Source organism: Paraburkholderia sp. BR10872, assembly GCF_040965835.1.
GTDB classification, from domain to species: Bacteria; Pseudomonadota; Gammaproteobacteria; order Burkholderiales; family Burkholderiaceae; genus Paraburkholderia; species Paraburkholderia nodosa_A.
The window spans coordinates 1-26,370 of sequence record NZ_JBFRCN010000065.1; the positions used below are offsets into that span (position 1 = coordinate 1).

The 26,370-nt window shown below is 64.7% G+C and carries 24 protein-coding genes, 2 pseudogenes and 2 riboswitches; of the genes and pseudogenes, 16 read left to right on the top strand and 10 right to left on the bottom strand.

From position 1 onward, the window contains the following. The 8 genes from AB4Y43_RS34690 to AB4Y43_RS34725 form a co-directional block, all read left to right on the top strand. On the top strand, positions 1-1,036 hold a 1,036-nt coding region (locus AB4Y43_RS34690), incomplete at its 5' end, for an MFS transporter (RefSeq protein ID WP_368729836.1). A gap of 74 nt (positions 1,037-1,110) precedes the next feature. Then, on the top strand, positions 1,111-2,091 hold the full coding sequence (locus tag AB4Y43_RS34695; protein ID WP_069263134.1) for a quinone oxidoreductase: 981 nt from the start codon (positions 1,111-1,113) through the stop codon (positions 2,089-2,091). Between the two features lie 10 nt (positions 2,092-2,101). Beyond that, positions 2,102-2,950, top strand: a complete 849-nt coding sequence (locus AB4Y43_RS34700; RefSeq protein ID WP_368618292.1) for a TauD/TfdA dioxygenase family protein — start codon at positions 2,102-2,104, stop codon at positions 2,948-2,950. A 22-nt stretch (positions 2,951-2,972) separates the two neighbouring features. Then, complete coding sequence (locus tag AB4Y43_RS34705) at positions 2,973-3,533, top strand: alpha/beta hydrolase (protein WP_342948618.1); 561 nt, start codon at positions 2,973-2,975, stop codon at positions 3,531-3,533. Beyond that, positions 3,520-4,230: a DsbA family oxidoreductase gene (locus tag AB4Y43_RS34710; RefSeq protein ID WP_368729837.1), complete on the top strand. Its 711-nt coding sequence runs from the start codon at positions 3,520-3,522 to the stop codon at positions 4,228-4,230. The genes AB4Y43_RS34705 and AB4Y43_RS34710 overlap by 14 nt, the downstream gene beginning before the upstream one ends. A 31-nt stretch (positions 4,231-4,261) precedes the next feature. Next, positions 4,262-4,594: a Rieske (2Fe-2S) protein gene (locus tag AB4Y43_RS34715; RefSeq protein ID WP_368729838.1), complete on the top strand. Its 333-nt coding sequence runs from the start codon at positions 4,262-4,264 to the stop codon at positions 4,592-4,594. A 190-nt stretch (positions 4,595-4,784) separates the two neighbouring features. Beyond that, positions 4,785-5,936 carry a porin gene (locus tag AB4Y43_RS34720; RefSeq protein WP_368729839.1) on the top strand — a complete coding sequence of 384 codons (1,152 nt, stop codon included), beginning with the start codon at positions 4,785-4,787 and terminating at the stop codon, positions 5,934-5,936. A 33-nt stretch (positions 5,937-5,969) separates the two neighbouring features. Next, positions 5,970-6,350: a BON domain-containing protein gene (locus AB4Y43_RS34725; RefSeq protein WP_069263139.1), complete on the top strand. Its 381-nt coding sequence runs from the start codon at positions 5,970-5,972 to the stop codon at positions 6,348-6,350. Positions 6,351-6,584: 234 nt separating this feature from the next. On the opposite strand, the gene AB4Y43_RS34730 is transcribed toward AB4Y43_RS34725, so the two are convergent. Together AB4Y43_RS34730 and AB4Y43_RS34735 are read right to left on the bottom strand one after the other, a co-directional pair. Continuing rightward, positions 6,585-7,394: a DUF2182 domain-containing protein gene (locus AB4Y43_RS34730; RefSeq protein ID WP_368729840.1), complete on the bottom strand. Its 810-nt coding sequence runs from the start codon at positions 7,392-7,394 to the stop codon at positions 6,585-6,587. An 8-nt stretch (positions 7,395-7,402) separates the two neighbouring features. Continuing rightward, the gene (locus AB4Y43_RS34735) at positions 7,403-8,167 is read right to left on the bottom strand and encodes a DUF899 domain-containing protein (protein WP_368729841.1); all 765 of its coding nucleotides are present in this window, start codon (positions 8,165-8,167) and stop codon (positions 7,403-7,405) included. A gap of 149 nt (positions 8,168-8,316) precedes the next feature. On the opposite strand from AB4Y43_RS34735, the pseudogene AB4Y43_RS34740 reads away from it, so the two are divergent. Further along, a pseudogene (locus AB4Y43_RS34740) lies at positions 8,317-9,535 on the top strand (helix-turn-helix domain-containing protein). A gap of 35 nt (positions 9,536-9,570) precedes the next feature. Then, positions 9,571-10,212 (top strand): glutamine cyclotransferase, encoded by a 642-nt coding sequence (locus tag AB4Y43_RS34745; protein ID WP_368729842.1) that lies wholly within the window; start codon positions 9,571-9,573, stop codon positions 10,210-10,212. Between the two features lie 57 nt (positions 10,213-10,269). On the opposite strand, the gene AB4Y43_RS34750 is transcribed toward AB4Y43_RS34745, so the two are convergent. After that, a complete protein-coding gene (locus tag AB4Y43_RS34750; protein WP_368729843.1) occupies positions 10,270-12,228 on the bottom strand; it encodes a TonB-dependent receptor in 1,959 nt (652 codons plus the stop codon). A 102-nt stretch (positions 12,229-12,330) separates the two neighbouring features. After that, positions 12,331-12,513: riboswitch (cobalamin riboswitch) on the bottom strand. Positions 12,514-12,603: 90 nt separating this feature from the next. Next, positions 12,604-12,738: riboswitch (cobalamin riboswitch) on the top strand. A gap of 56 nt (positions 12,739-12,794) precedes the next feature. Here AB4Y43_RS34750 and AB4Y43_RS34755 point away from each other — a divergent pair. Next, entirely contained in the window at positions 12,795-13,889 is a 1,095-nt protein-coding gene (locus AB4Y43_RS34755) for a porin (protein WP_368729844.1), read from the top strand. 57 nt (positions 13,890-13,946) lie between these two features. On the opposite strand, the gene AB4Y43_RS34760 is transcribed toward AB4Y43_RS34755, so the two are convergent. Further along, positions 13,947-15,908 (bottom strand): phosphatase PAP2 family protein, encoded by a 1,962-nt coding sequence (locus tag AB4Y43_RS34760; protein WP_368729845.1) that lies wholly within the window; start codon positions 15,906-15,908, stop codon positions 13,947-13,949. A 158-nt stretch (positions 15,909-16,066) separates the two neighbouring features. Continuing rightward, positions 16,067-17,650 (bottom strand): MFS transporter, encoded by a 1,584-nt coding sequence (locus tag AB4Y43_RS34765; protein WP_368729846.1) that lies wholly within the window; start codon positions 17,648-17,650, stop codon positions 16,067-16,069. 317 nt (positions 17,651-17,967) lie between these two features. Between AB4Y43_RS34765 and AB4Y43_RS34770 the strand changes: the two are divergent. From AB4Y43_RS34770 to AB4Y43_RS34780, 3 genes and pseudogenes are all read left to right on the top strand, one after another. Next, positions 17,968-18,324 (top strand): annotated as a pseudogene (locus AB4Y43_RS34770) (DUF305 domain-containing protein); the annotation flags it as partial. Positions 18,325-18,395: 71 nt separating this feature from the next. After that, positions 18,396-19,871, top strand: a complete 1,476-nt coding sequence (locus AB4Y43_RS34775) for a YncE family protein (protein WP_368729847.1) — start codon at positions 18,396-18,398, stop codon at positions 19,869-19,871. Positions 19,872-20,035: 164 nt separating this feature from the next. Further along, positions 20,036-20,431: a hypothetical protein gene (locus tag AB4Y43_RS34780; RefSeq protein WP_368683134.1), complete on the top strand. Its 396-nt coding sequence runs from the start codon at positions 20,036-20,038 to the stop codon at positions 20,429-20,431. 16 nt (positions 20,432-20,447) lie between these two features. Here the strand turns inward: AB4Y43_RS34780 and AB4Y43_RS34785 are convergent, their stop codons facing one another. After that, a complete protein-coding gene (locus AB4Y43_RS34785) occupies positions 20,448-21,359 on the bottom strand; it encodes a CHAD domain-containing protein (protein ID WP_069263150.1) in 912 nt (303 codons plus the stop codon). 232 nt (positions 21,360-21,591) lie between these two features. Between AB4Y43_RS34785 and AB4Y43_RS34790 the strand changes: the two genes are divergently transcribed. Continuing rightward, the gene (locus AB4Y43_RS34790; RefSeq protein WP_069263547.1) at positions 21,592-21,960 is read left to right on the top strand and encodes an NUDIX hydrolase; all 369 of its coding nucleotides are present in this window, start codon (positions 21,592-21,594) and stop codon (positions 21,958-21,960) included. Positions 21,961-22,070: 110 nt separating this feature from the next. Here AB4Y43_RS34790 and AB4Y43_RS34795 read toward each other — a convergent pair whose 3' ends face one another. Next, on the bottom strand, positions 22,071-22,559 hold the full coding sequence (locus AB4Y43_RS34795) for a hypothetical protein (RefSeq protein ID WP_069263151.1): 489 nt from the start codon (positions 22,557-22,559) through the stop codon (positions 22,071-22,073). 229 nt (positions 22,560-22,788) lie between these two features. On the opposite strand from AB4Y43_RS34795, the gene pstS reads away from it, so the two are divergent. After that, on the top strand, positions 22,789-23,814 hold the full coding sequence (pstS, locus tag AB4Y43_RS34800; RefSeq protein ID WP_368618276.1) for a phosphate ABC transporter substrate-binding protein PstS: 1,026 nt from the start codon (positions 22,789-22,791) through the stop codon (positions 23,812-23,814). 81 nt (positions 23,815-23,895) lie between these two features. Here the strand turns inward: pstS and AB4Y43_RS34805 are convergent, their stop codons facing one another. Genes AB4Y43_RS34805 through AB4Y43_RS34815 form a run of 3 tightly spaced genes read right to left on the bottom strand, consistent with a single transcriptional unit; the run spans position 23,896 to position 26,191 of the window. Continuing rightward, complete coding sequence (locus AB4Y43_RS34805) at positions 23,896-24,024, bottom strand: DUF3562 domain-containing protein (RefSeq protein ID WP_368618361.1); 129 nt, start codon at positions 24,022-24,024, stop codon at positions 23,896-23,898. After that, a complete protein-coding gene (locus AB4Y43_RS34810) occupies positions 24,025-24,744 on the bottom strand; it encodes a response regulator (protein WP_368618275.1) in 720 nt (239 codons plus the stop codon). Beyond that, positions 24,737-26,191 (bottom strand): ATP-binding protein, encoded by a 1,455-nt coding sequence (locus AB4Y43_RS34815; RefSeq protein WP_368618274.1) that lies wholly within the window; start codon positions 26,189-26,191, stop codon positions 24,737-24,739. Before AB4Y43_RS34815 ends, AB4Y43_RS34810 begins: the two co-directional genes overlap by 8 nt. Positions 26,192-26,370 lie beyond the last annotated feature (179 nt).

The window sequence follows — 26,370 nt, forward strand, 5'->3', positions numbered from 1 at the left end:
GTGGAGTCTCGCGACGCTTGGTTGCGCGCTCTCGACGAACTACGGCGAAATGCTGCTTGCACGCGCCTTCGTCGGCATCGGCGAAGCGGCTTATGGCAGCGTGGGGATTGCCGTTGTCCTCAGTATTTTTCCGGTGCGCCTGCGTTCCACGATTACGGGCGCATTCATGGCGGGTGGCGCCTTCGGCTCGGTGCTGGGCATGGCGCTGGGCGGTGCGGTGGCTGCGCAGCATGGCTGGCGCGCGGCGTTTGGCGCGATGGCAGCCATGGGGATCGTGCTGGTCGTGATCTATCGCATCGTCGTCACGGAGAAGCGCATTGCCTCGCTGCAGCCGGCGAGCGTGAGCCGCGAGGTGAATGGCCTCGGGATGCGCATGAGCCTGCGCGCGCTGCTCAAGGGCCTGTTTTCCACGCGCTCCGTGGTGTGCGCGTATGTGGGCAGCGGCGTGCATCTGCTCGTGCCGGCGGCCGTGTGGAGCTGGCTGCCGAGCTTCCTGAACCGCTACTACGGCATGGCCACCGGCAAAGCGGCCGGGACCGCCGCAGTGTTCGTGCTCGTGACGGGCGTTGGCATGGTGGTGTGCGGCAATCTCGCGGACCGCTTCAGCAAGGATAACGGCGCGCGCAAATGGAGCATCGCGATTGCGTACTGCCTGATCTGTTTCACGCTGCTCGCGGTCGGCTTGCGCATGCCGGCCGGCCCCGCGCAACTGGTTCTGATCGGCGCGGCCATGTTCTTCTGTGCAGGCGCAGCGGGCCCCTCGGGCGCGATGGTGGCGAACCTCACGCCGCCCTCGATCCATGCCTCGGCGTTCGCCACGCTAACGCTGGCGAACAACCTGCTCGGCCTCGCGCCCGCCGCGGTGCTCACGGGTATTGCCGCCGACCATATCGGCCTGCTTGGCGCGCTGCAACTCGTACCGTTTGCGCCGCTCGTGGCGGCAGTGGTTTTCCTGATCGGCAAGCGCAACTACACCGTCGATCTGGATCGTGTGAATGCCCTGCGCGAAGAAGCCGGTGGTCACGCACAACGATGAAATTGTACAAGTAGTTCTTGTCGGCTTGACTGAGTTCGAGTCAATGCGTTCGAGTAAAGGATAGGAGATTGAACATGGCGAAAGCAGTGCGCTTCCACGAAACCGGCGGTCCCGAAGTCTTGCGCTACGAGAGCGTCGAAGTGGGCGATCCCGGCCCCGGACAGGTCCGCCTGCGCCATGAGGCAGTCGGCCTGAATTTCGCGGATACCTACTTCCGCTCGGGCCTGTACCCCGTTCCGCTGCCTGCCGGCATGGGCGTGGAAGCCGCGGGTGTGGTCGAGGCCGTGGGCCCCGAAGTGAGCAACGTGGCGGTGGGCGAGCGCGTGACCTACACCGGCTTCATCAACACGCTCGGCGCGTACAGCACCGAACGCCTGATTCCGGCGGCCCCGCTCATCAAGCTGCCCGACGCGATCGCATGCGAAACGGCGGCCGGCATGACCATGCGAGGCCTCACCTCGTCGTACCTCATGCGCCGCATTCACGACTTCAAGGCCGGCGACACGATCCTGCTGCATGCCGCTGCGGGCGGTGTCGGTCTGATCGTCTCGCAGTGGGCGAAGCTGCTGGGCCTCACGGTGATCGGCACGGTGTCGAACGAGGCGAAGGGCGAAGTGGCGCGCGCGCATGGCTGCGACCACATCGTGTACTACGGCCGCGAGGATGTCGCGAAGCGCGTGCGCGAACTGACGAACGGCGCGGGCGTGAACGTGGTGTTCGACAGCGTGGGCAAGGATACCTTCGAGGCGTCGCTCGACTCGCTCAAGCGCCGCGGCCTGATGGTCTGCGTCGGCACGGCTTCCGGTCCGATTCCGCCGTTCAATCCGCAGATCCTCGCGATGAAGGGCTCGCTCTATCTCACGCGCCCGGCGCTGGCGGACTATATTGCGGACCCCGCGGAGAAGAACGAGCTGGCCGGCGAGCTGTTCGGGCACGTCGCTGCGGGCCGCATCAAGATCGAACTGAACCAGCGTTACGCGCTGGAAGACGCGGTGCAGGCGCATCGCGACCTCGAAGCACGCAAGACGACGGGGTCGTCGGTCTTCGTCATCTGAGGAGCGCAGCATGCAAGTCGAACAATTGACCTATGCCATCGGCGCGGAACTGACCGGCGTGAATCTCGCCGATGCCGTTCACGACGACGCGCTCTTTGCCGAGATTCGCGCGGCGCTGCTCAAGCACCGCGTGCTGTTCCTGCGCGACCAGAACATCACGCGCACCGAACACGTGGCATTTGCGCGCCGCTTCGGCGAGCTGGAGGATCATCCGGTGGCGGGCAGCGACCCTGAGCATCCCGGCCTCGTGCGCATCTACAAGAATCCGGAGCAGCCGAACGACCGCTACGAAAACGCGTGGCACGCGGACGCCACGTGGCGCGAGGCGCCGCAGTTCGGCGCGGTGCTGCGCTGCGTGGAGTGCCCGCCCGTGGGCGGCGACACGATGTGGGCGAACATGGCGCTCGCCTACGATAAGCTGCCGGAACACGTGAAGGCGCAGATCGCCGGGCTGTACGCGCGCCACAGCATCGAGGCGAGCTTCGGCGCGGCCATGCCGATCGAGAAACGCCATGCGCTGAAGGCGCAGTTTCCCGATGCGGAGCACCCGGTGGTGCGCACGCATCCGGAGACCGGCGAGAAGGTGCTGTTCGTGAGCGCATTCACGACGCACTTCACGAACTATCACACGCCCGAGCGCGTGCGTTTCGGGCAGGACGCCAATCCGGGCGCGGGCGACCTGCTGCGCTATCTCGTGAGCCAGGCCTACATTCCGGAGTACCAGGTACGCTGGCGCTGGAAGCCGAACAGCATCGCGATCTGGGACAACCGCAGCACCCAGCACTATGCGGTGATGGACTACCCGCCGTGCCACCGCAAGATGGAACGCGCCGGCATTATTGGCGATAAGCCGTACTGAAGCGCGCAGGAGACCTGGACGAATGACGCTGAAGACCACACCGACCATGCTGATGGTCCCGGGGTTGCGCGACCACGTGGCGGAGCACTGGCAAACGCTGCTGCAGCAAAAGCTGCCCAACGCGGTCTCGGTGCCGCCGCTCGAGCACGACAAGCTCAGCCGTGCAGCGCGCGTGGCGGCGCTCGACGCGGCGCTCGCGAAGATCGACGGTCCCGTCATTCTCGTGGCGCATAGCGCGGGCGTGATGATCACGGTGCATTGGGCGCAGCAGCACGGCCGCAAGATTCACGGCGCGCTGCTGGCCGCGCCGGCCGACCTCGAAACGCCGCTGCCGCCGGGTTACCCGCCATTCGAAGCACTGGCCGAGCACGGCTGGAACCCGATTCCGCGCAAGCCGCTGCCGTTTCCGAGCATCGTGGGCGCGAGCCGCAACGATCCGCTCGCGCGCTTCGAGCGCGTGGAGGCCATGGCGAAGGACTGGGGCAGCAGCCTCGTCGACCTGGGCGAAGTCGGTCATCTGAATCCCGCAGCGGGTTTCGGCGAATGGCCCATGGCGGAGATGTTGATTCATGAACTTGTCTGATCAAAAGTGGGCGGCGCAGGCGAGTCGCGACGCGGGCGAGCCGCCCGTGCTGACGATCGAAGCCTTCTTCGACTTCATCTGCCCGTGGTGCCTGATCGGCAAGCGCAATCTGGACGAAGCGCTTGCGCGTTTCGCAAATTCGCGGCCCGACGTGCGTGTGCGTGTGCAGTGGCGCTCACACCAATTGCTGCCGTGGACGCCGCTCGAAGGCATGCCGTATCAGATGTTCTATCGCGACCGCCTGGGCAGCGACGAAGCGGTGGCCGCGAGGCGCGCGCAGGTGCAGCGCGCGGGGCGCGACGCGGGTGTCGAGTTCGCATTCGATCGCATCGAAGTGCTGCCGAACACCGCGGCCGCGCACGACCTCGTCACGTTTGCCGCGAGTCGCGGCATGCGCGAACAGAGCGCGGTGCTGATCGACCGAGTGCTCGAGGCGTACTTCATGGAAGGCCAGAACATCGGCGATTACGCGGTGCTCGAGCGTCTGGGGCTCGAATGCGGCCTCGAGCGTGAGCGGCTGGCGGCTCACATTGCCGCATCGAAGCGCCTCGCGGACCCGACCGGTCAGCGCGCGCCGTACGCCGATCCACAGGTGAACGGCGTGCCGTATTTCGTGTTCAACACGGGGTATTCGCTCTCGGGCGTGTACTCGCCGGTCGCGATGGCCGGCACGATGGCGCTGGCGGTCGCGCACTGAGGCAAGCTGAAGGAAGTCGAGGGGAACGGGAATGACACGTGAAGTATCGGTCGGTAGGGCCGACGAACTTGCGCCGGGCGAGCGCAAGCTGGTTTTCGTCGACGGCCGCAGCATCGTTTTGTTCAACATCGAAGGACAGCTGCACGCGATCGACAATTCGTGCCCCCACAACGGCGCCTCGCTCGCGAGCGGCCCACTCGAAGGATGCATGGTGCGCTGCCCCGCGCATGGACTGCGCTTCGACGTGCGCAGCGGCTGTATGCCGGGCGCGGGCGGGCTGAAGGTCACGACATTTCCTGTGCGGACTGCGCAAGGAAAGCTGCTGGTGAGTGTCATGGAAACGCCGGCTCCGAGCCAGGCATAGCCGCGCGCCATCGCACTCAAGAACCGCATACGTACCGAAGTCACTTAGGATAGCAAACCATGCAGGGTCTGATGATGGAGCAGCGGCTTCATGCAGATCATGGATCGCCGCAAGGACGTCATGTAATCCCCCCCAGGCAACAACAAAAGGCGCCGGGACCACCCGGCAGCCACACACACGGAGAGAGGCAATGAAAGTGAAGTTCGGCAGCGTGGCAGCGCTGGTCCTGTTCGCCAGCGCGGCGCATGCGCAATCGTCGGTCACGCTTTATGGCGTGGTCGACACCGGTGTGCTGTACCAGAGCACTTCGGCCGCAAACTTTTCGGGGACTGCGAAGAATCTGGGGAGCGTCTGGCAACTCAAGGACGGCGGCATCTTTTCGAGTATCTGGGGTTTGAAGGGGACCGAGGACATCGGCGGCGGATACAAGATCAACTTCAAGCTTCAAGGGTCGTTCACGTCGAACAACGGCAAGCCGGGCCTGTCCGACACGCCGGGCGTGACGGCGCTGTTCAACCAGATCACGACCATCGGCGGATCGGGTTGGTTCGGTTCGATCGACGCAGGCCGGCAGATCATCCCGATGATCTACGCGATGGCGGACACGGACGTACGCGGCGCGCAGTACTTCGGCAGTATTCTCACCGCGTGGCTGGGCCTCAATCAGGCCGCCGGCTGGCCGGGCACGAGCACGAATGCGCCGATCGGCGCGCTCTATGACAGCAACGCGATCGTCTATAACTCGCCAAAGTTCTATGGCGCATCGCTCGCGCTGGAATACGCGCCGGGTGGTGTGCCGGGGCAGTTCCAGGGCGGCACGCGCGAGTCGGCCGTGCTCAAGTACTCGAACTACGGCCTGAACCTGGCTGGCGTTTACTACAGCGGGCACGACACCAACCCGTACGCGGGCACCTATCCGACGACGCCGGCCGCGCCGGCGACGGGCCGCAACAACAACAATTTCTATTATGTCGGCGCGATGTACACGATCAGCGGATTCTCGATATCCGGCTCGTTCAGTTCGTCCAATTCGTCCAGCCTGTTCACCAAAGCGACCTACAACTTCGAAATGATCTCGGCTGGCCTGGGTTACCAGTTCAGCCCGGTCTTCAAGGTCACTTCGGGCTACTACTATTTGAAGGACCGCAACAACTCGGCGAATCATTCGAGCGAAGTCGCCGTGGGCGCCGAATACAACCTCTCGAAGGCAACCAGGGCCTACGCCCAGGTCGGCTACGTCAGCAACAAGGGGACCATGAACCAGACGATCATCTACGGAGCGCCGGTCGCGCCGGGCCAGTCGACGACGGCGGCGATGGTGGGTATTCGTCACGCGTTCTGATCCTCATAAACTCAAGAAAGAACGGAGCAATTCATGAAGAGAACTACGGTAGCCGGATTGGCGATCGCGACGCTCGTCGCGGCGGCTTCCATGAGTGCGTGGGCGCAGGGTGACGCGAGCGCGGCTGCGGGGGCGCAGGCGGCGTCGACAACGGCTGCTCCTGGCGCGGCAGTTCCCACGGACAGGCAGGCGAATCGTGCCATGCGCCGCAAGGTGTATGCGGCCATCGGGAAGGACAAGTCGATCAACGCGGGCAACATCAGCGTCGGGGCCAGAGGTGGCGCGATTACGCTGAACGGGACCGTTTCGGACACCGCGCAGATCGCCAGGGTCGAGGAGATCGCGAAGGGCGTTCCCGGCGTGGCGTCGGTGACCAACAAGCTGACGGTCAAGAAGTCTTTCGGCGGCATGTAAGCCGCCACAAGAGGCGCGGAGTGCGGCGAGGCCGGGAGTCCCCCTGGTCGCGCCGCGCTTCGCCCGGCAGCACAGAGGTGGAATTCAGCCGGCCTCTTGCTGCTACTCCGGACTGCCAACAACAATCCGGAGCGTCGATCAGACTCGTGTGCAGGCGCGAGTCTGGAGGCGTGAGTTCGACCTTAGAGTCGGAGCGTTTTATCGCCGTTTCGCGGGTGCGGAACGGCGATTTTTTTATGCAGCTACCGCCCGCACCACCATCACAACGCCCGCCGCGATCGCAGCCGCGCCAATCCCGCGTGCGACTCTTGTGCCGCCCGGCATCCACCGCTCCGCTGCGATCGCCGCCGCGACCAGCGCCATCGCAGGCCGATCCATCACGCCTGCCGCAAGCAGCGCCGCCATCAAATTTCCGCAGCAGTACAGGCAATGCCGGCCGAGCCTCGAACCGTGCCGCAGCGCGGCCTGCACGTCGAGCCGCGCATGCCCGCACGACGGCAAGTTCCCGCAGCACGCAAGCCACCGCGCTTTCCACGCAGAGAACTGCAACACGCCCGCCATCACGACGACGACACCGGCCACGGCTGGCGCGGTGTGCGCCAATGCAGGCGCATCGACGGCTAGCGCGGTAAGTTGCGCCCCCGCCGCGAACACGAGCACTCCAACCACGAGCCACACAAAGAAGTAACCCGCCCCAGCCATCACCGTCATCCCACCCGCGCGCGCCGCGCGTGCGTCGCCCAGCGCCTCGAAATATCGCCACAAAGCGGGCGTGACCGCAGGCAACATCATCGCGACCATCATCACATTCCACATGCCGGCAAACGATACGGCGGCGTCGAACCAGGTGCGTCCGCACATGGGCGTCCAGAGCGTGGACATCGTCCAGCCGCCGGGCATCGGCGTGCCGCCCATCGCCTGCATCGAAGCGCACCGGACGAACGTTGCCGCCGCGCTCGCCGCGAAGACCAGCGACGCAACGCCGAAGAAAACCGCGCGCGGTATACCGCCGCGCAGCCGTACCGTCATGCCGACGTTATCCATGATGCGCCTCAGCTCTGTGCGTACTCGTCATGCCGGTGCCACCAGATGCCGGCCTCGTTACGTCCCTTCGGCGCGCGGTCGAGCCACTGGTACATGCCCCACACGCCATCGAGACCGCGGGCATAGGTCGAGTACGTGTGATAGACCACGCCGTCCTCGAGCACGAATGCGCTCAGGCCCGGACGGTCGCGCGTATAGGTCGCCGCGTCGGTGCCGCAACTCGCCGCGAACTCGGCGACGGGCGCGGGCGGCGGATTCATGTCCATGGCGTGGCCGCTGCGCGCATAGTTGTATTCGATGTCGCCCGCGCGCTGCTGCGCCGTGGTGAACGCCACGTTGAAATCGAAGTTGAAGTCGTTGCCGTTCGACGAGGCCCACGGAAAATGCCATCCCATGCGCTTGCGGTAGGCGAGCAGCTTCGCGAGCGGCGCGCGCGACACCGCCACGAGCCGCACGTCGTGATTCGCGAGATGTACCGCGATGCCGTCGAAACCATCCGCAATCGAGGAACACGACGGACAGCCCGCCGCATAGTCCGGCCCGAACATGAAGTGATAAACGAGCAGTTGCGAGCGCCCCTTGAAGAGATCGGCGAGCGTGGCGCCGCCCTCTTCGGTTTCGAAGCGATACATCTTGTCGACGCGCACCCAGGGCAGCGCCTGGCGCTGCTGCGCCAATGCGTCACCGCGCCGTGTGTGCTCCTTTTCGGCCGCGAGCAGTTCGATGCGCGCCGCGAGCCAGTCTTCGCGTGTTCCTGTGGTATGGGTTGCCATTGCCTGGTCCTCCTATGGGTTGACTACGGTGGCGGCGTGCTGGGGGTACTGCCGCGTCGTTCGATCGATGATTCATTTGATCGCCGTGTTAGATTAGGTCCGGACCGAGAAGGAGGGGGAGTGACAAGTGTGGCGGGATTCCCATGACCATGGATTCGCTGATCACGGCTGCCGCGCGCGCGCTCGCGGCCGGTGATCCGCTCGGCGCGCTGAACCGGGTCGCGTTGCGCGACGACGCGCCCGCGCTCGCTGCGCGGCATCGCCATGGCGCAGCTCGGCGACTTCGCGCGCGCCAAAGCGCTGCTGCGCAGCGCGGCGCGCGGCTTCGGCGCGCGCGAGGCCGTCGCTCGCGCGCGCTGCGTCGTCGCCGAGGCCGAAATCGCGCTCGCTTCGCGCGATCTCGGCTGGCCGACCGATACGCTCGCTGCGGCGCGGCAAACGCTCGAAGCCCATGGCGACCGCCTCAATGCCGCGCACGCGCGCTACCTGGAAATTCGCCGTTTGCTGCTGATCGGCCGGCTCGACGAGGCTGGGGGCATGCTTTCCGAAGTCGATCCCGCGCCGTTGCCGCCCGCTTTGCGCGCGGCGCATGAGCTGATCGCCGCCGGCATTGCCATGCGGCGCATTCAAACGCAAGCGGCGCGGCAAGCGCTCCGCGCGGCCGCGCGCGCCGCGCGTGAGGCGGGCATCGCGGCGCTGAGCGCCGAGATCGAGAGCGCAGCGCTGCTGTTGACCTCACCGGCGGCGCGCCTCATCGCGCGCGGTGAAGAGCGGGTGTTGCTGCTGGAAGACGTCGAGGCGCTGCTCGCCTCGAAGGCCCTCGTCGTGGACGCGTGCCGCTACGTCGCGCGCGAGGGTCCAACCGTCATCGAACTCGCAAGACGGCCAGTGCTGTTCGTGCTCGCCCGCGCGCTTGCGCAGGCGTGGCCCGCCGACGTGCCGCGCGATGCGCTCATCGCCCGCGCCTTTCGCACGAAGCACGCCGACGAAACGCACCGCGCCCGCCTGCGCGTGGAAATCGGCCGCTTGCGCACGCTGATGCGCGACGTGGCCGAGATCGGCGCGACCCAGCAGGGCTTCGCGCTGGCGCCGCGCCACGCGAGCGAAGTGGTGGTACTGGCGCGGCCCGTGGAAGAAAAGCACGCCGCCGTGCTGGCTTTTCTCGCCGATGGGCAATCGTGGTCGAGTTCGGCGCTGGCGCTCGCGCTCGGCGCGAGCCAGCGCACCGTGCAGCGCGCGCTCGATTCGCTCGCGGCGGCGGACAAGGTGCAGTCGTTCGGCTACGGCCGCGCGCGCCGCTGGACCACGCCGCCCGTCCCCGGATTCGCGACGACCTTGTTACTCCCCGCCCCGCTGCCAGGCGATTAGGATGAACGCCTGTCCCTTCATTCAACGAGGAAACCATGAAACGAACGACTGCCGAAATCGTCCGCGAGTACGGCCCTTTTCCCGGCATCGAGAAGGTGGGCGGGGTCACGTACGACGGCAAACGGGTGTGGTTCGCCGTAGGCGAGCGCATCGCGTCGCTCGATCCGCAGAGCGGCGAGACGCAGCGCTCGATCGACATCGCGGCGCACGCGGGCACGGCTTTCGACGGCCGGCATCTGTTTCAGATCGCCGAGGATCGCATCCACAAGATCGACCCCGAAACGGGCCGCGTGCTCGCGACGATTCCCGCGCCCGGAGGCGGCGGCGACTCGGGGCTCGCGTGGGCGGACGGGACGCTCTGGGTCGGGGTGTATCGCGAGCGCAAGATCCATCAGGTCGATCCGCAGACGGGCGCGATCCTGCGTACGCTCGAATCGAGCCGCTTCGTCACCGGCGTGACGTGGGTGGACGGTGAACTGTGGCACGGCACCTGGGAAGGCGACAAGAGCGATTTGCGGCGTATCGATCCGGGCACGGGCGAACTGCTGGAACAGCTCGACATGCCGCCCGGCACCGCCGTTTCGGGGCTGGAGTCCGATGGCGGCGAGCAGTTTTTCTGCGGCGGCGGGAACAGTGGGAAGATTCGCGCGGTGCGGCGTCCGAAGCGCGAGGGCTAGGCGAGCGGGTGCGCAAGAAACTTATGAGCACCCGCTCGAGCGCAACGCTCAGAACGCTCAGAACGTATAGGTCACCTTGCCAAACGCCGTGCGCCCCAGCGTGTTGTACCCGTAGGCGGTCACATACTGCCGGTTGAACACGTTTGCCAGCGTGGCCGATAGCGCGAGATGCGCATTGACCTTGTACGACGCGCGCAGGCTCACCGTCGTCCACGAGGGAAGGTAGATCGTGTTGAGCTGGTCGTCGAACGTCGAGCCGTTATACAGCAGCGAAACGCCGGTGCTGAGCGCGTGGAGCTGGAACTCGTCCCACGTGTGATCCACGCTCAGGCTCACCGTCTGGCGCGGGCGGCGATTGAGCCAGGTCTGGTCGGTCACGTCCTGCGGATTCAGAATCCCCACCGTGAGGCTCACCGGCGTGTACTGGCCGAGCGTGCCCTTGTACGAGAGGTCGAGACCCTGAATGTGCGCGCGGCCCACGTTCACGGGCAGGAAGGTATGCGAGTTGTACGTGATGAGATCGTGCACGCGCGTGTCGTACACGGCCGCCGTGAACGTGCCGATGGACGTGGTGGCATCGAGCGCGGCTTCGACCGAGTCGCTGCGCTCGGGCAGCAGGTTGGGATTCGAGTAGCCCGGATAGTAGAGGTCGTTGAACGTCGGCAGGCGGAACGCATTGCCGTACGAAACGCGCGCCGTGTAGACCGGCGTGATGGCCCACGAGAGCGCGACGTTGCCCGTATTCACCGATTGCCCCTGCACGATTTCGTGCCGCCCCGCCAGAAACAGCGTGACGGGTCCGAGCGTGGACGACTGATGCATCGACACGGCCGAATCGTTGCGCGCGGGCAGCCCGCCCGGCACATCCACGGGCAGGAACGCCAGCTCGCGCGTGTAGTCGTAGGCGAGCTTGGTCTCGCCGTCGAGCGGCATGCCGAAGAGCGTATGGCCTCTTTCCTGATGCGTGATCGAGGTGGAGGTGGAAAAGCGCGTCGAGTCGATTTCGTCGGTCGGGATCGTCGGGTCGTTCGAATAGAGGAACTGACGGTCCGTCGCGTAGCCCACCGACTGGTCGAGCTGCGTGGTCGGCGTGATGTCGAGGTGGAACGCGAGACCGGTCGTGAGCTGCGTGTCGCGCTGCCGGTCGTTGCCTCCCGCGTTGTCGTAGGAGAGATCGGAGCGGTGGTAGAGCGCGAAGGTCGAGATCGACCAGTTGTCGTGCGCGTAGCCAAGGCGCGCGTCGAGGTTCTGCGCGTGGTATGGATTGCGGCCGTCTTCGTGGCCGTAGGCCCCGGGCTGCGTCGCGTCGATGCCCGCTGTGTTGTAGTCGTGCAGGCCCAACGAGTAGGTGAGGCCGCTCAGTGCGGAAAGCGGCCCTGTCGAGCCGATCGAGCCCGAGGTGCGCACCTGCGAGTCGAAGGTCTTGTTCGATCCGCCGCCGAACGAGACGGTGGTCTGGTTCGGCTGGTTCGACGCATGGCGCGTGAACAGTTGGACGACGCCGCCCACGGCATCCGCGCCGAACGAGGCGGCGGCGGGACCGGAGATCACCTCGACCCGGTCGAACGAGGCAGTCGCAAGATCGGCCCATTCGGCCGTGCCCGTGGTGACGGAGCCTATGCGTATTCCGTCGATGAACACGGCCACCTGGTCGGCCGACGAGCCGCGGATGCTCACCCCCGTGTACGACCCCGGGCCGCCGGTCTGCGAGACGGTGACACCCGGCAGCGTGGCGAGCGCCTGCGCGATGCTGGGGTCGACGGGGGACACGCGCTCGAGGTCTTCGCGCGTAAGCACCTGGGTGGTTGCATAGCGCTGATCGAACGATTGTGGCAGATGCTGCGCGTCGCCCACGACGAGGATATTGGGCAGCGTGGTGTCGCCGCCGGCTTGTTGCGGCGCCTGGGCGGACGATGCATTGGCGGCATTGGCGGCATTGGCGGCGTCGGCGGCATGCGCGGTTTGCCACGCCCAGGCGAGCGCGGCGGAAGTCAATACGAATTGGCGAAAGTTCATGATGCGGTGGCTGGAAACAGCTCCTGAAATACGGGCTGTCCGTGCAACGGGCGATCGCCACGCGGGCGGTGCTTGCGCATTGGGGATCCCCGCCCGCTGCGGCTGCTGGACTCGGTTGATGGCAGGTCTCCTGGCTCGCGGGTCGACATCCGCAGCCGGCCTTCCCGGTTTCCCAGTGGCCTTCTCTGGCATGGACTCGCCGCTTACAGTTGCGGGGGCAGCCGCAGTCTTGCACTGCGTTCCCTTTTGATCCCGTCGCCGGGAACCATCAGGGCGCAAGGGTAAGGGCCGCGCAATCGGTGCGTCAACCTTTGACGAGCGTCGTGTGGCAAAAACACCCGGTTTGGCTGCTTCCGCAACTTACGCTATCCTTGCGGCTGTTTTTCGCGCGTAGGCGCTGCACAAGCGAAACGCAGCAGGGAAGCCGGTGAGAATCCGGCGCGGTCGCGCCACTGTGACCGGCGGTCAATCGAGCCAGAAGTCAGACCTCGCTACGTCCTCGCCGCATCGAGCGGGGGCGGACGGCGCTCGTCCACGCAATCCCACCTACACAAACAAGAAGACTCATGAACAAGAACATTCTCGCCGTCCTGGGTGGGACGGCATTGGCATTCACCGGCGCTGGCGCCTCGGCGCAGCAGGTCACGTTGTACGGTGAGATGGACGCGAGCGTCGACTATGTCAGCGACGTTGGCGGCCGCACCCAATATCGTGCAGGCTCGGGTCTTGTCGACGGCAGCTTCTGGGGCCTGCAGGGCACTGAGGACCTCGGCGGCGGCAACGCCGCGATCTTTCGCCTCGAGCGCGGCTTCTCGTCCACCTCTGGCGAAGCCTTCAACGACCATCCGTTCTACGTTGGTCTGCAATCCGAACGACTCGGCACGATTACGCTGGGCCGCCAGTACGACACGATGCACGACTACTTCGCCCCGTTCACACTAACGGGCGGCGCAGGCGGCACGGCATTCGCGCATCCGTTCGACAACGACAACGCCAACAATTCGTGGCTCGCCTCGAACGCCGTGAAGTACGCGAGCGCAACGTACGGTGGTTTCAGCGCCGGCGCGATGTACGCGTTTTCGAACGAGGCGGGGCGCTTCGCGCAAAATCGCGCTTACGGCTTCGGCGTCCATTACGAAGGCGGCCCGTTCAGCGCAGGCGTGGCGTGGATGCACATCAACGGACGCGGCGCCTCTTCGGTGGGTGCGTACGATACATCGGTGCTGCCGGGTGCGGGCCTCGTGCCGACCGAGGTCGCGGTGCAGCGCGAAGACACCATCGGCGCGGGCATGAGCTACGCGCTCGGCGACGTCACGCTTGGCGCGGCCTGGTCGCGTTCCATTCATACCCGTGTCAGCGAGGCCGACGGCGGCGCGCCCTTGCCTTCGGTCGCATTCAGCAATTACGAAGTGAATGCGCTATGGCAGGTGACGCCCGCGTTCTCGCTGGCGGGCATGTATGCCTACACGGGCGCGACCTCCGCGCATTGGCATCAAGGCGCGCTGCAGGCCGGCTATCAACTGTCCAAACGCACGGACGTTTATACCGAGGCGATCTATCAGCGCGCGTCGTCCGGTGCGCTTGCGATGATCAACACCTGCGACCCGTCGGGCGGCCGCAACCAGGTGCTCGTGGCCGCGGGCATCCGGCATCGCTTCTGATGCGTAAAAAAGGCCCCGAACCGTTGCGATTCGGGGCCTTTATACTGCGTGGCTACGTCACGAAGCCGAGAGCTTCACCGAAACGCCGGTCGAAGAATAAACCGGCGTGGCCTTGAAGCCATCGACCGTGACCGTCGCGAATTTCACCGATGCGCCGTTGCCGTCGATCACGTCGATCGTGTCGCCCGCTTTCGGCGTATAGCCGTTCACGAACTTCACATGCAGCGTGCCGCCCGCCACCGTGAGCTGGCCGCCCACACGCAGGCGTCCGCCGCCGTTGCCGTCGATATCGAGTTCGAGCGTCGTGCCGTCGAGCTGCGTGTACTTGCCCGCCACCGTCAACGGTGCGCTCGTCGCCACGGTCACGCCGCCGCCGGACCCGACGTACACGTCGCCGTTGCCGAAGGCCGTGGTCGACGCTGCAGCGAGCATGCCGCCGCTCACCTGTGAGCCGCCCGTGTAGCTGTTATTGCCCGCAAGCGTGAGCGTGCCGCTGCCCTGCAGCGTGAGCTTGCCCGTGCCGGCGATGTCGTTGCGCCAGGTGTCGGCGGCGTTGAAGCCGCCCTGGGTCGCGTCCATCGCCACGATCACATTGCCGTTGAACGCACCATAACCATCTGCAGCACTAAACATGTTCAGACGGCCCCAGCCCTCGGCGTCGTCCATGACCGGATAGCCCGAGACGACTTCGGTCGTCTTCAGCACGATGCGGCGCTGGTCGGCGCTCAGGTACGGGAAGCGCGTTTCGAGCAGTACCTCGGCGCCCTTGGGCACGACGGGCTGCGCTTCGGTGGATTCGATCTGGCTGAAACCGAACGTCATGCGGCGCGCGAACTCCGACTTGTTGGTCGCATAGTCGGCAAAGCGGTCGGTCGCGGTCGTGGACGAATGCGCGAAGGCGGGGAAGGTCGTGGCGCTCGTGCCGGTGGCCTGTTCGAGCGCGCTGTGCGCCTGCGCATAGGCCGCGCTCTTGAGCGTGGCGTTCGCGGGATCGTAGAGATTCGCGGCAGTGGCGGCCAGCGCGAACATGCGGCCGCCGATCACGTCGAGCGGCGAATGCATGCCCGCGAGAATGCGGTTTTCGCCGAGCTCGAGGCCGCGGCTCGCCATTTCCTGGTAACGCTCGGGCACGAGGTATGCCATGGTCATCGCGTCGCGCATGGCTTCGGCTTCGTGGCCGCTGATGAAGCCGCCGTCTGTGGACGGCGTCGTGCTGATGGCCGGCACTAGCGTGGGGTCGACCACGACGCTCGTGCTCCATCGGAACGGCCGCGCGTATTTGTAGAAGCGCTTGGCGGGCTCGGTGGAAGCATTGTTGCCCATCGTGTTGAGCAGGTCGACCACCTTGCCGAAGGTTGCGTTGCTCGTGCTGCCCACGCCCGTGTTGTTGCCCGAGTCGTTGTAGAGCGTCGTGGTCGCGTCCGCGGGAATCGACGTGATGCTCGTCGTCTGCTGCGCAGCCGAGCGCCAGGCGGCGGTGAGCGGCCCCATGCCGTCGGTCACGCTGTAGCCCTTGCCGCGGCGATCGTCGTAATAGGCCGCGTCGGCCTGCGCCTGGCTGCGCTGGGTCGTCGCGGTCACGACATACTGGATGTTCGCGTTCAGCACGGTGCTGTTGAGGATCGTGCCGTTGGGCGTGCCGTCGGTGGGGACGCCCGTCCACGTCGACTGCACGACCGCGGGGAATGTGCCGTTGGCGGGCGCGGAGACGCCCGCGTCCACCAGCTGCGTGAGCGGCTGCCAGAGATCGAGAAAGCGCGCCACCACGCGCACGCCCGCATTCGTCGCGAGCGTGGCGTAACGCGCGTCGCCGCGCTGGTTGGTCGCGATGTTGTCGACAAAAGCCGGTACGTCGGGAATCGGTGCGTTGTCCACGAAGCCGGGGTCGGCTGGCGGCGCGGGAATCGCGGCGGTGGTGGCGGGATCGCTATTGCCGCCTCCACAGGCGGTCAGCGCGGCAACGCTGGTAAGCACTGCCAGGTAGACCGGCAGTGCAATTCGGTGGCGTGATGCGGGCATGCTGAGGGCTCCGTCGTCGTGATTGATGCTGTGTGGTTATTTCTACTGACGGCGGCGAATTATGCTTACCCTCGATTACTCCCTAATTACCAATTTATTACGCAGATGTTAAACGGCAATGGAAATGAAGTGCGTATGAAGTATTTTGCGGCGTCCATTTACGGCTGCGCCTCGAGATAACCGACCCGCACGGGCGGCACGAACCACGCGAGACACAGGCCGGCCAGCGCGGCTACGGCAGCGACGAGTAGGCCAATGTGGATCGAATCCACGAGCGCGCTGCGCGCGGAGTTCATCATCGCGTCGCCGGCATGCCCGGCGCTCACGAGGCGGCTGATCAGCGCGGCCTGGTCGGCGCGGTCTACGAGCAATTCGGGACTCGCAAACGACCTGAACCATTGCGTCGCCTGATACGAGTCGAGTGAGCGATTCACGCCCATGGTGTAGACGTGGCCGAGCAACGCGCCCGTCATCGCCGTGCCCAGCATGCCGCCGAATGTGCGCAGCGATTGCAGCATCGCCGTGGCGGCGCCGAGATGGTCGCGCGAGACGATCTGCTGCGAGCAGACCGTGAGGCTCGTGCCCACGAGGCCCAGCCCCAGGCCGCTCGCGCCCATGCACGCCATCCACACGAGATGCGGCTCGTTGCCTCGCAGCACCACCACCGCCAGACTCGCGAATGCCGCCAACGCGAAGCCGACGTAAAGGATCGCATTGGCGCGCCGGATGCGCGTGACCACGCGATTGTTCACGAAACTGCCGACCGTTGTGCCGAGCAGCAGCGGCGTGATCAGCATGCCCGAGGCGCGCGGCGACATCGCATAGCCGCCCTGGAACAGCAGCGGCACGTAGAAAACGAGCGAGAACAAGGCAAATCCGCCGAGCACCGACATTGCAAAGAGCGGGCGGAGTTTGCGGTCGAGCAGCATGTCAACGGGGATGATCGGATAGCCCATGCGCTTTTCCCAGAAGAAAAGCGTCAGCGAACAGACCACCACGATCGCGGCCAGCACGATCGTCGAAGTCGTCCAGCCTTGCCTCGGCAGAAGCTCGATGCCGAGCTGCAGCGCGCCGAACGTGACGGCGACGACGCAAGCGCCGAGCCAGTCGAGACGCAGCCGCGCGCCTTCGCGGGCATGGTGCAGATGCGGCAGGAAAGCATTCACGAAGAAGAGCGCCGCCACGCCCACCGGCACGTTGACGAAGAACACGAGGCGCCAGCTGCCGTGCTGGGTCAGCATGCCCCCGAGCGTAGGCCCCACCACGTTCGCCAGGCCAAACGCGGAGGAGACGAATACCAGCCAGCGCAGGCGTAGCCGCGGATCGGGAAACAGGTCGGCGACGGTCGCGAATACCGTCCCCATCATGATGCCGCCGCCGATGCCTTGCAGGCCGCGCGCGAGCACGAGAAACAGCATGTTGGTCGCGATCCCGCAGAGCACCGAGGCGAGGGTAAAGAGAAGGATGGCTGCCAGCATGAAGGGCTTGCGGCCGAACAGATCGCCCAGACGCCCGAAGATCGGAATCGTGATGACCGACGCCAGCATGTAGGCCGTCGCGACCCATGCATAGAGTTCGAAGCCCTTGAGCTCCGCGACGATGCGCGGCAATGCGGTGCCGACGATGGTCTGGTCGAGCGCGATCAGCATCGAAACCGAAGCGACGCCGAGCATCGCCAATACCGACTCGCGAAACGGCAACAGTTGCCGTCCTTGATCGTGAAGCCCAATGCTCGTGGCCATGTAACGCTCCTTACTGCTGCGACGCGGCTAATCTGCTATGCGGCGCCCGGCAAATAATGAATGGGTCGGGCCCGCGCGTGCGACCTTCATGCGTTGTGCAATGATGGTACGCCCGCATACGCGAATGTCACGGGACGAACACGTCATCGACGAAGTTATTCCACACGACCCGCGCGAGACAGGGGAGATGCGAAGCGTTTGCCAACGTTTCGCGGCTCGTCGCTCTGCAAATCGATTTCGCCCGGCATGGAGTAAATCGGCCAGTCCGTTGTTTGCCTTCATGTCGAATGAGATTCGACCAAAACGGAGGGGACGTCATGAACGCTGCAATTCGACTCGTTTTGCGGGCAACGGCAAGCGTTGCGGCCACGCTTTCCCTGGCCGGTCTATGCGCCGCGTCGGCGAGTGACGCGGGATCGTCTCGCAGCGATGACGAAGCCTCGTTTCTCTCAGAGAACGATGCGGCCATGACGAAGATGATGGCCGGGATGGCGGCCAGGCCGACAGGCGATACCGATCGAGATTTCGTCGCAACAATGATTCCCCATCACCAGGGTGCCATCGACATGGCCATGGCGGAATTGCGGCACGGACACAACGAACAGCTACGCAGGATCGCCCAGGAGATCGTGGTCGAGCAACAGCAGGAGATCGTTGCCATGCGTCTCGCGGTGCATGACCCGAACACGCCGCCGGCGCCGATGTCCCACTGACCCGCTCGCATCAAGACGCAGGAGACAATGTCATGAAATACAACGCCATGCTTGGTGCGGCCCTGACTGCCGCTGCGCTCGCCGCCACGACACTCGCCGAGGCGGGGCAGGTCCCCGGCTCGCTAGCGGCGGCCGATATTGCGGTGAGCCATCGGGACCGGGTGTATTCGTCTGATCAGTTTTCGAATACCGTGTCGATCATCGATCCGGCGGCCAATCGTCTGGTCGGTGTCATCCGCCTCGGGGAGCCCACCCCGGCCAACTTCAGCCCGCTCTATCACGGTCAGTTGCTCGTGCATGGGATGGGCTTTTCGCCCGATCACCGCACACTGGCCATTGTGTCGATCGGCTCGAACTCGGTGACCTTTATCGATACCCAAACCAATGCGGTCAAGCACGTGACCTATGTGGGCCGCTCCCCGCACGAGGCGTTTTTCACGCCCGACGGCAACGAAGTGTGGGTGAGCGTGCGCGGCGAGAACTATGTCGATGTGCTCGACGGCAAGACCTTCGAAGAAAAGACGCGCATTGTCGTGCCGGCCGGGCCGGGCATGCAGATCTTCTCGCCCGATGGAAAGTACGGGTATATCTGTTCGTCCTTCAATCCGGAAACCGACGTCGTTTCGGTCGCCGATCACAAGATCGTGGCCCGCGTCACGCAGGCGAGCCCGTTCTGCCCGAACATCGCAGCGACGCCGGATGGCCGGCAGGTCTGGTTCACGTTGAAGGATGTGGGCAAGACGCAGGTATTCGACGCCCGGCCGCCGTTTGCGCTGCTGAAAACGCTCGACACGGGGCCGATCACCAATCACGTGAACATCGTGCAGAACGCCCACGGGATGTTTGCGTACGTGACGGGGGGCGGCCTGAACCAGATCAAGGTGTTCCGCACCGACGACTTTTCGCAGGTAGCGACGATTGCGGTCGGCAGCCTGCCGCACGGCATCTGGCCGTCCGGCGACGGCACGCGTGTCTACGTGGGCCTCGAAAACGGCGATGCGATGACGGCAATCGACACGCTGACCAACAAGGTCATCGCTACGGTTGCGGTCGGCCAGGCGCCGCAAGCCGTGGCGTATGTACCCGAAGCCGTGCCGGATGGCGACGGCACGGCCAACACGCAGCCGCTCGGCGCGGCGGGGGAGGCCACGCATGTCATGCTGATCCCGGTGGGTGGCGCCGCAGCCGACCATGGCGCTGCGCCGACTTCGGTAGCGTTGTTCGACCAGGGAGTGCTGCAGGTGCTGCAGGCGGCGGTGACGGGATTGCAGGCGGGCCAGCCGTATTTCCTCGGACTTTCGGACCACGCCGACGGCAGTGGCAAAATCGACGTCCTCGCAAGCTTCAAGGCCAACCCGGCCGGCTCCGCAATCGTCAACACGCTGGGCCAGATTCGACAAGTCGTCGCGCCTGGCACGCCCGGCGTGTCCGACCGCCGACGATATCTCGTGATCGCGCCAAGCGTGGGCGGTGCGCCCGGACCCGTAGTGCAGGTGCAAGCCTTGTGAGGATCCCGGGCATCGTCCCGGTCATTTCGAATTCCTTAGTAAAAACTTGCGGCTCGGGGGCGACACTGTTTGTTTGCCCACGTACGCAGGCGCCTGACGCTTGACGCCTGCCTCTGCGGGAAGCTAACTGACGGTGATCGGCACCCGAAAGCGAGGTGGAAGAAATGAGCGCTTCCCGCAATCTGGCTAACAGCCAGCTTACCGTCCTGTTCCTGATCCTTCTGGTGCATGGCACGGCCCACGCCGCCGACGATCGTGCGGTGTCGGCCGCCTCACCCGGCTTCGAGCCGAGCGAGCTTTCGACAGACTGCATCGACCGGGAATATCGCGGGAAAAATGCCAAACTGGGTCTCGACTACACCGACCTGATCAACAACTGCGGTGCATCGGTCATCATCACGTGGCAGTCGTTCAACCACGGCGCGCCGCAAACGGAAGGCGGCGGGGGAATGGGGCAATCGGCATGCATACCGCCGGGCGGTACCATCACCACCGCATCGCGCGAGCGGCTCGGCACGGCGAGTGAGAACCTGCCCGTTAGCGTCGTGACCTGCCAGTGACGGCGGCGCAGCCGGTTCAGCCGGAAATGGCTCTCACCCTCCGCGAGGCAACGTCTATTCGCTGGCACTTCCTTTCTTCCAGCCACTGCAACGACTTCTCGACGACGTCGGCAGGCACCTCGTCGAATGTGGTGTTGCGGATCAAGGTTTCGCTCGCGGCAATGTCGTTGAATTCCCCCAGCGTCTTTTGCACGGAGGTCAGTTCCTTGATGGTGCGATCGTGGTCGCCTTTGATGACGGGTTGAAAAAACTCGAGCAGATAGCGCAGCTTTTTGCCGGCCTTGCGCACGTCATGCAGACTTTCCTCGTGGCCAGCCTCGCTTCGCGCGGCGCGTCTGCTGCGTTTTCGAAGCGTGCGCTGCGCCATACGGACCCGTTGCCTGGCAAACGCGCGGATTGGAAGATCACTGCAACGCGACTGCAGCGTGGTTTGCGCGCGAAGCACCGCGTCGTTCAGAAATGCTTCGACGGCTTCGCTCTTGATCATGGCCTGGCTATGCGCCACCGCTTGCGCGCGTTTCTCGCGCGCGGCGGTCACCAGCAGTTCGATGGATGCGTCTGACTTCTGCGCGGTTTCCAGGAGGTCGCCGGCGATGTCCCAGTCGCGCGTTCCGCCCGCTACGGCGGCCAGACGCTTGAATTCTTCGCTGGCCTGCGCGGTGGCTTCCTCGCCGAGCCAGGGCGAGTACGCCCAATACAATGCACGAAGCTTTCTGAAGGCCACCCGAAGCTGATGAAATGCTTCGGGGTCGACGCCTGAAGACAGGGCTTTCGTCCTTTGCACCGCTTCGATGACCACTGGCATGGCCAATGATGAGAAGGTGCTGGCGATGGAGGTCTTGCTGGTGAGTGACGCATCGGAGCGTCGCCGATCGATTCTGAAGCGAGTGCGCGGCCGTGGTAAAGGCCAGTCACCGTCCATATCCATTCGAGCCTCGAGTCTGACGAAAACAGGTTGCCCCAAACCATACCATACGGCCGGTTGGCAACCTGATCTTCGTGACGATTTGATGAAGTGTGCAAATTCTGACAAGTTGACAGCCTTTGCGTCGCCAGCAGGTTGACCTTCTGATTTTCTGTATTACGATGCTTACCTACGTCAGGCGTTGCTGTGCGGATGCATCGAGAAGCGCCTCCCGGGAACGAAGTGGGAGTTCGAGTTGAAGAAACGGGCCACCGTGATCTGCCGTAGAGGTAAGCGAATTCTCCTGGTAGCACGCAGTCAGTCGAAGTGGGCACTACCGGGTGGCATGTTGAAGCGCGGTGAGCATCTTACGCAGGCCGCGCTTCGAGAACTCAAGGAGGAGACGCGGCTCCTGGGCAAGTCGGCCAGGTACCTGTTCGACATTCGCGGCAAGCAGAAACACCATCACGTGTTCTCCTGTGAAATACCCAGGCAGGCCAAGGCACGGCCGAGCAGCGAGATAGCCAGGTGTCGATGGGTCCACCTCGACGACATCCCGCGCCTGCTCACCAGCGGCCCGACGAACGATATCGTGCGGCTGATCAACCAGCGGCGCAGGAAGTAACACCACGGCCCTCGTGGTGACGGATTGAACGCCCACGGCGTTCAATCCCGATGCATCTGCCTTCCTCAGGCAGCTATCCCAAGCCCAACATCTTCAACGCTTCGCGCCCATCACGCGTTTTCGTCGCCTTTGGCCGGACGCCCCGTCTTGACGGTTTCAAGTGCTTCGATCGCAGCCAGCAGTCGCTTCTGCGGCGCCGCTTCGAGCAATTGAAGGCCGGCGCGCAATAGTTCGCTCTTTCTCACCGCAACGCCGGCCTCCAGGCACTTGCGTTTGAGGAGCGCGATGCGCTGGTAGTCCGTCTTGGGCATCGTGAAGCTGTCGCGCACGACCTTATCTTTCTTCACGCGCTTGGCCTTGACCTTCTCCGCGGGTGCGGCTGCAGGTGCAGGCGCCGGTGCCTGTGCGGCGCCGTTAGCGGGCTTCGCAGGCGCTTTGGGCACGGCCTTCTTGCGCCTGGACTTAACCGCCGCTTCCGCTGGCGCTGCCGCAGCGGGCTTTGCCGTTTCGCTTTGGGCATCCGCGGCTGCCTCGGTTGCCGCGGACTTCGGGAAGTGGAACGCCTTTCTGGTGGGTTTGCGTGTGGTCGCTACAGTCATGTCGATCTCCGGTCTGAAAACGGTATAAACAGTATATCCGGTTTATTGCGACATTCCACTCTGCCGCGAGCCACCTTCGAACCTGCTCAGTGAGTCCTTGCTAACACGTCTTCTGAATGGTGACGCCGGCATCCATAAGCTCTCTTTTGCGATCGATTCCAGTGTCACCCAATCGTCACATTGCGAACGTAACGTCCAGCGCATCAAGAACGATTTGAAGGAGTACGGGATGAGAGTCAGTCTCTTTGCGATTGTCATTCTCGCGCTGGGCTCGGGCATCGCCCAGGCTGCGGATATCACGGGCGCCGGCAGCACCTTCGCTGCGCCGATCTACACGAAATGGGCGGACGCCTATCAGAAGTCGGGCGGCGGCAAGGTGAATTACCAGGGCATTGGCTCGTCGGGCGGCATCAAGCAGATTCAGGCCAAGACTGTCGACTTCGCGGGCTCGGACGCTCCGCTGAAGGATGACCAGTTGGCGAAGGACGGCCTGTTCCAGTTCCCGACGGTGGTCGGGGGCGTCGTGCCGGCGATCAATGTGCCGGGCGTAAAGCCGGGCGAGATCACCCTGTCGGGCCCGGTACTCGGCGACATCTACCTCGGCAAGATCAAGAAGTGGAACGACCCGGCCATCGTCGCCCTGAACCCGAAGGTCAAGCTGCCTGATCTCGACATCGCCGTGGTGCGCCGCGCCGACGGTTCGGGCACCAGCTTCATCTGGACGAACTACCTCTCGAAGGTCAGCCCCGACTGGAAGAGCAAGGTCGGCGAAGGCACGACCGTGAACTGGCCGACGGGTACGGGCGGCAAGGGCAACGACGGCGTGGCCGCTTTCGTGCAGCGTCTGCCGGGCGCGATCGGCTACGTCGAATGGGCGTACGCCAAGCAGAACCACATGGTCTACGCCGCGATGAAGAACGAAGCGGGCACGGTCGTTCAGCCGAGTACCGAAACGTTCAAGGCAGCGGCCGCTGGCGCGGACTGGAAGAAGTCGTTCTACCAGATCCTCACGAACGAGCCGGGCAAGGACGCGTGGCCGGTGGTCGGCGCGACCTTCGTGCTGCTGCATACGGCACAGGACAAGCCTGAGCAGGGCAAGGAAACGCTCAAGTTCTTCGACTGGGCTTTCAAGAACGGCTCGTCCGCCGCCGATAGCCTCGACTACATCTCGCTGCCCGAGTCGGTCGTCAGCGAAATCAAGTCGCAGTGGAAGGAGAAGGTCAAGGACGCGAGCGGCAAGCCGATCGTACCTTGATCGGAAACGCAATCCAGGTGCGCGCATGCATTGCGCGCGCTTGCCTCTCCTGCCACTCAGAGCGTTCGGGGCTTCACGAGCCTAGTGTGCGTCGCTGCGCGAACTCCGAAGATTTTCGCGCACGCGCCGCGCGACCAGCACGCTCAGGTAATCCATGATGCGCGCGCCGTCGCTGAATGCCGCCCAGGTTTCGGGTACAGGCTGTCGAATTCATTCGCCGGCAGGCGCGATCTCCAGGCGATAACCCACACCGTAAATCGAGCGGATCATGTCCTGCTCGGGCCGGATCGACTGGAGTTTGCGCCGCAGGTTCTTGACGTGCGAATCGATCGTGCGGTCGGCCACGACGCGGTGATCGTCGTATAGCGCACGCAGAAGAAAGTCGCGCGCGTAAATGCGGCCCGGGCCCGAATGCAGCAACGCGAGCAAACGAAATTCGATGGGTGTGAGGTGCAGATCCCGACCATCCAGGCGCGCGGCGTGTTGCGCGACATCGATCGAAAACGGCGAGGCCACGCTGCCTTCCGCTTCCTGGTGCGCCCGCGCAAGCAGTTCGGCCCGGCGCAGGATCGCCTTGACGCGCGCGACGACTTCACGCGGACTGAACGGCTTGCACACGTAGTCGTCGGCACCCAGTTCGAGCCCGAGCAAACGGTCGATTTCGTCCACGCGCGCCGTGATGATCATCACGGGAATGGCGGAGAACGTGCGCAGTTCGCGGCACACGTCGAGGCCGCTGCGCCCGGGCAGCATCAGGTCGAGCAGCACCATCGACGGTTGGTGTTCGCGCACGTACGGCACGACCTCGCGGCCGTCCGCCAGGATCGTCGTGGCGAAATCCTCTTTCGCGAGATAGTCGGCGAGCAGGGCCGCGAGCTTCGGCTCGTCTTCGACGATGAGGATGGACGGCCGCATGGTCGGATCAATCATGATGCGTGTGCAGGCGAGGAAGTTGGACCAGGATCCGCAGCCCGCCGAGCGGCGAGCGCGATGCCTCGATCGTGCCGCCGTGTTGCTCCACGATGTGCTTGCACAATGCGAGCCCGAGACCCGCGCCGCCGCTTTGACGGCTGCGCGATGGATCGACGCGGAAAAACCGGTCGAACAGATGCGGCAGTAGCGGAGCAGGAACTGGCGGAAACGAATCTTGAACGTCGACATGGATGTCGTTGTCGTTCGACGTGACCGAGAGCCTCACGCGGCCGCCGGCGTTGGTGTAGCGCAGCGCGTTTTCCAGCAGGTTTTTCCACAGCTGCGTGAGGCGATAAGGATCGCCCGAGAGCGTGGCGTGAGCGTCGTCGGGATCGAATTCCAGCGTGATGTCCTTGGCGGCGAGGCGCTCGCGAAATACGTCGCATGCGGCCTCCACGATGGGTACGAGGTCGAGCGGCACTGTTTCGAACGAAAGCTGGCCGATGTCGGCCAGCGAAAGTTCATAGAGATCGTCGATCAACTGGCTGAGCATCGCTACTTCGGACTGCAGAGAAGTGATGGTCGCCGCGTCGGGCCGGCGCACGCCGTCCTCGATCGCCTCGAGTTCGCCGCGCAGCACCGAGAGGGGCGTACGCAACTCATGCGAAATGTCGGCGATAAAGTCGCGCCGGTCGCTTTCGGCTTTTTCGAGCGACGCCGCAAGCCGGTTGAAATCGCTCGCGAGCATCTGCAACTCATCGCTGCCTTTGGCCGGCACGCGCGTAGCGTAGTCGCCGCCCGCGAGGCGATGCGTGGCCGTGACGATCCGCTTGATTGGTGTGAGCAGCGTGCGCGCGAGGATGATCGACATGGCGGCGGAGAGCAACGCCGTAAAGCCCACGATGATCCACGTCGCCTGCAGCTGGCGGTCCTTGAAGCGCTGCTCCGCCTGATTGATGAGCGAGGTGGGTCCCCCCACCGCGATCCAGCCGACCGTTTGACCCTCGACGCGCAGCGGATGGCGCACGGCGTCGGGCGGCGGGGGCGGGCCCGCGCTCGTGACGAGTTTCATGTTCGCGTCGTAAAGCGTGTAAGGCGGGCGAAACGGCCGCGAGTGCCCGGTAGCGCCGGGGCCGAAGGGGCCACCGTTGCCGTCGTTGCCGTGGAAGCCGCCCGGCGCATCGGGCGGGCGGCCGTCGTCCGGCGGCGCGCCTGGCGGCGGCCCGCCGTCGAATGGAGGCCGGTCTGGCGCGGTCTCACGAGCGAAATCCCAATTGCCATGCTGGGCGTATGAGGCTTCGAGTTCCTGCTGGAGCGCCGCCAGTTCGCTTGCACTTTGTTCCTGCAGAAAATCCACGAAACCGAATTCGAAACTCGTCCGGATCGCGACGCCCATGGCCACGGCGGCGAGCACGCAGGCCGAAAGAATCGCGAGGAAGAGCTTGGAGGTGACGCTGACTTTCATGACGGGTTCAGCAGGGAGCAATAAAGGCGAGTGCGAATTTATTCGGCACTATTTTCGCCCGAAGCGTACCGTAAGGTGTACGTGGCCCGTCCGAATCCACACTTTCTCCAGATTTCCCTTCTTTTTCCTGCACCGTTGTTCCGTATGATCCGCTGCAGATCGAAGCGCATCCCTGCGTT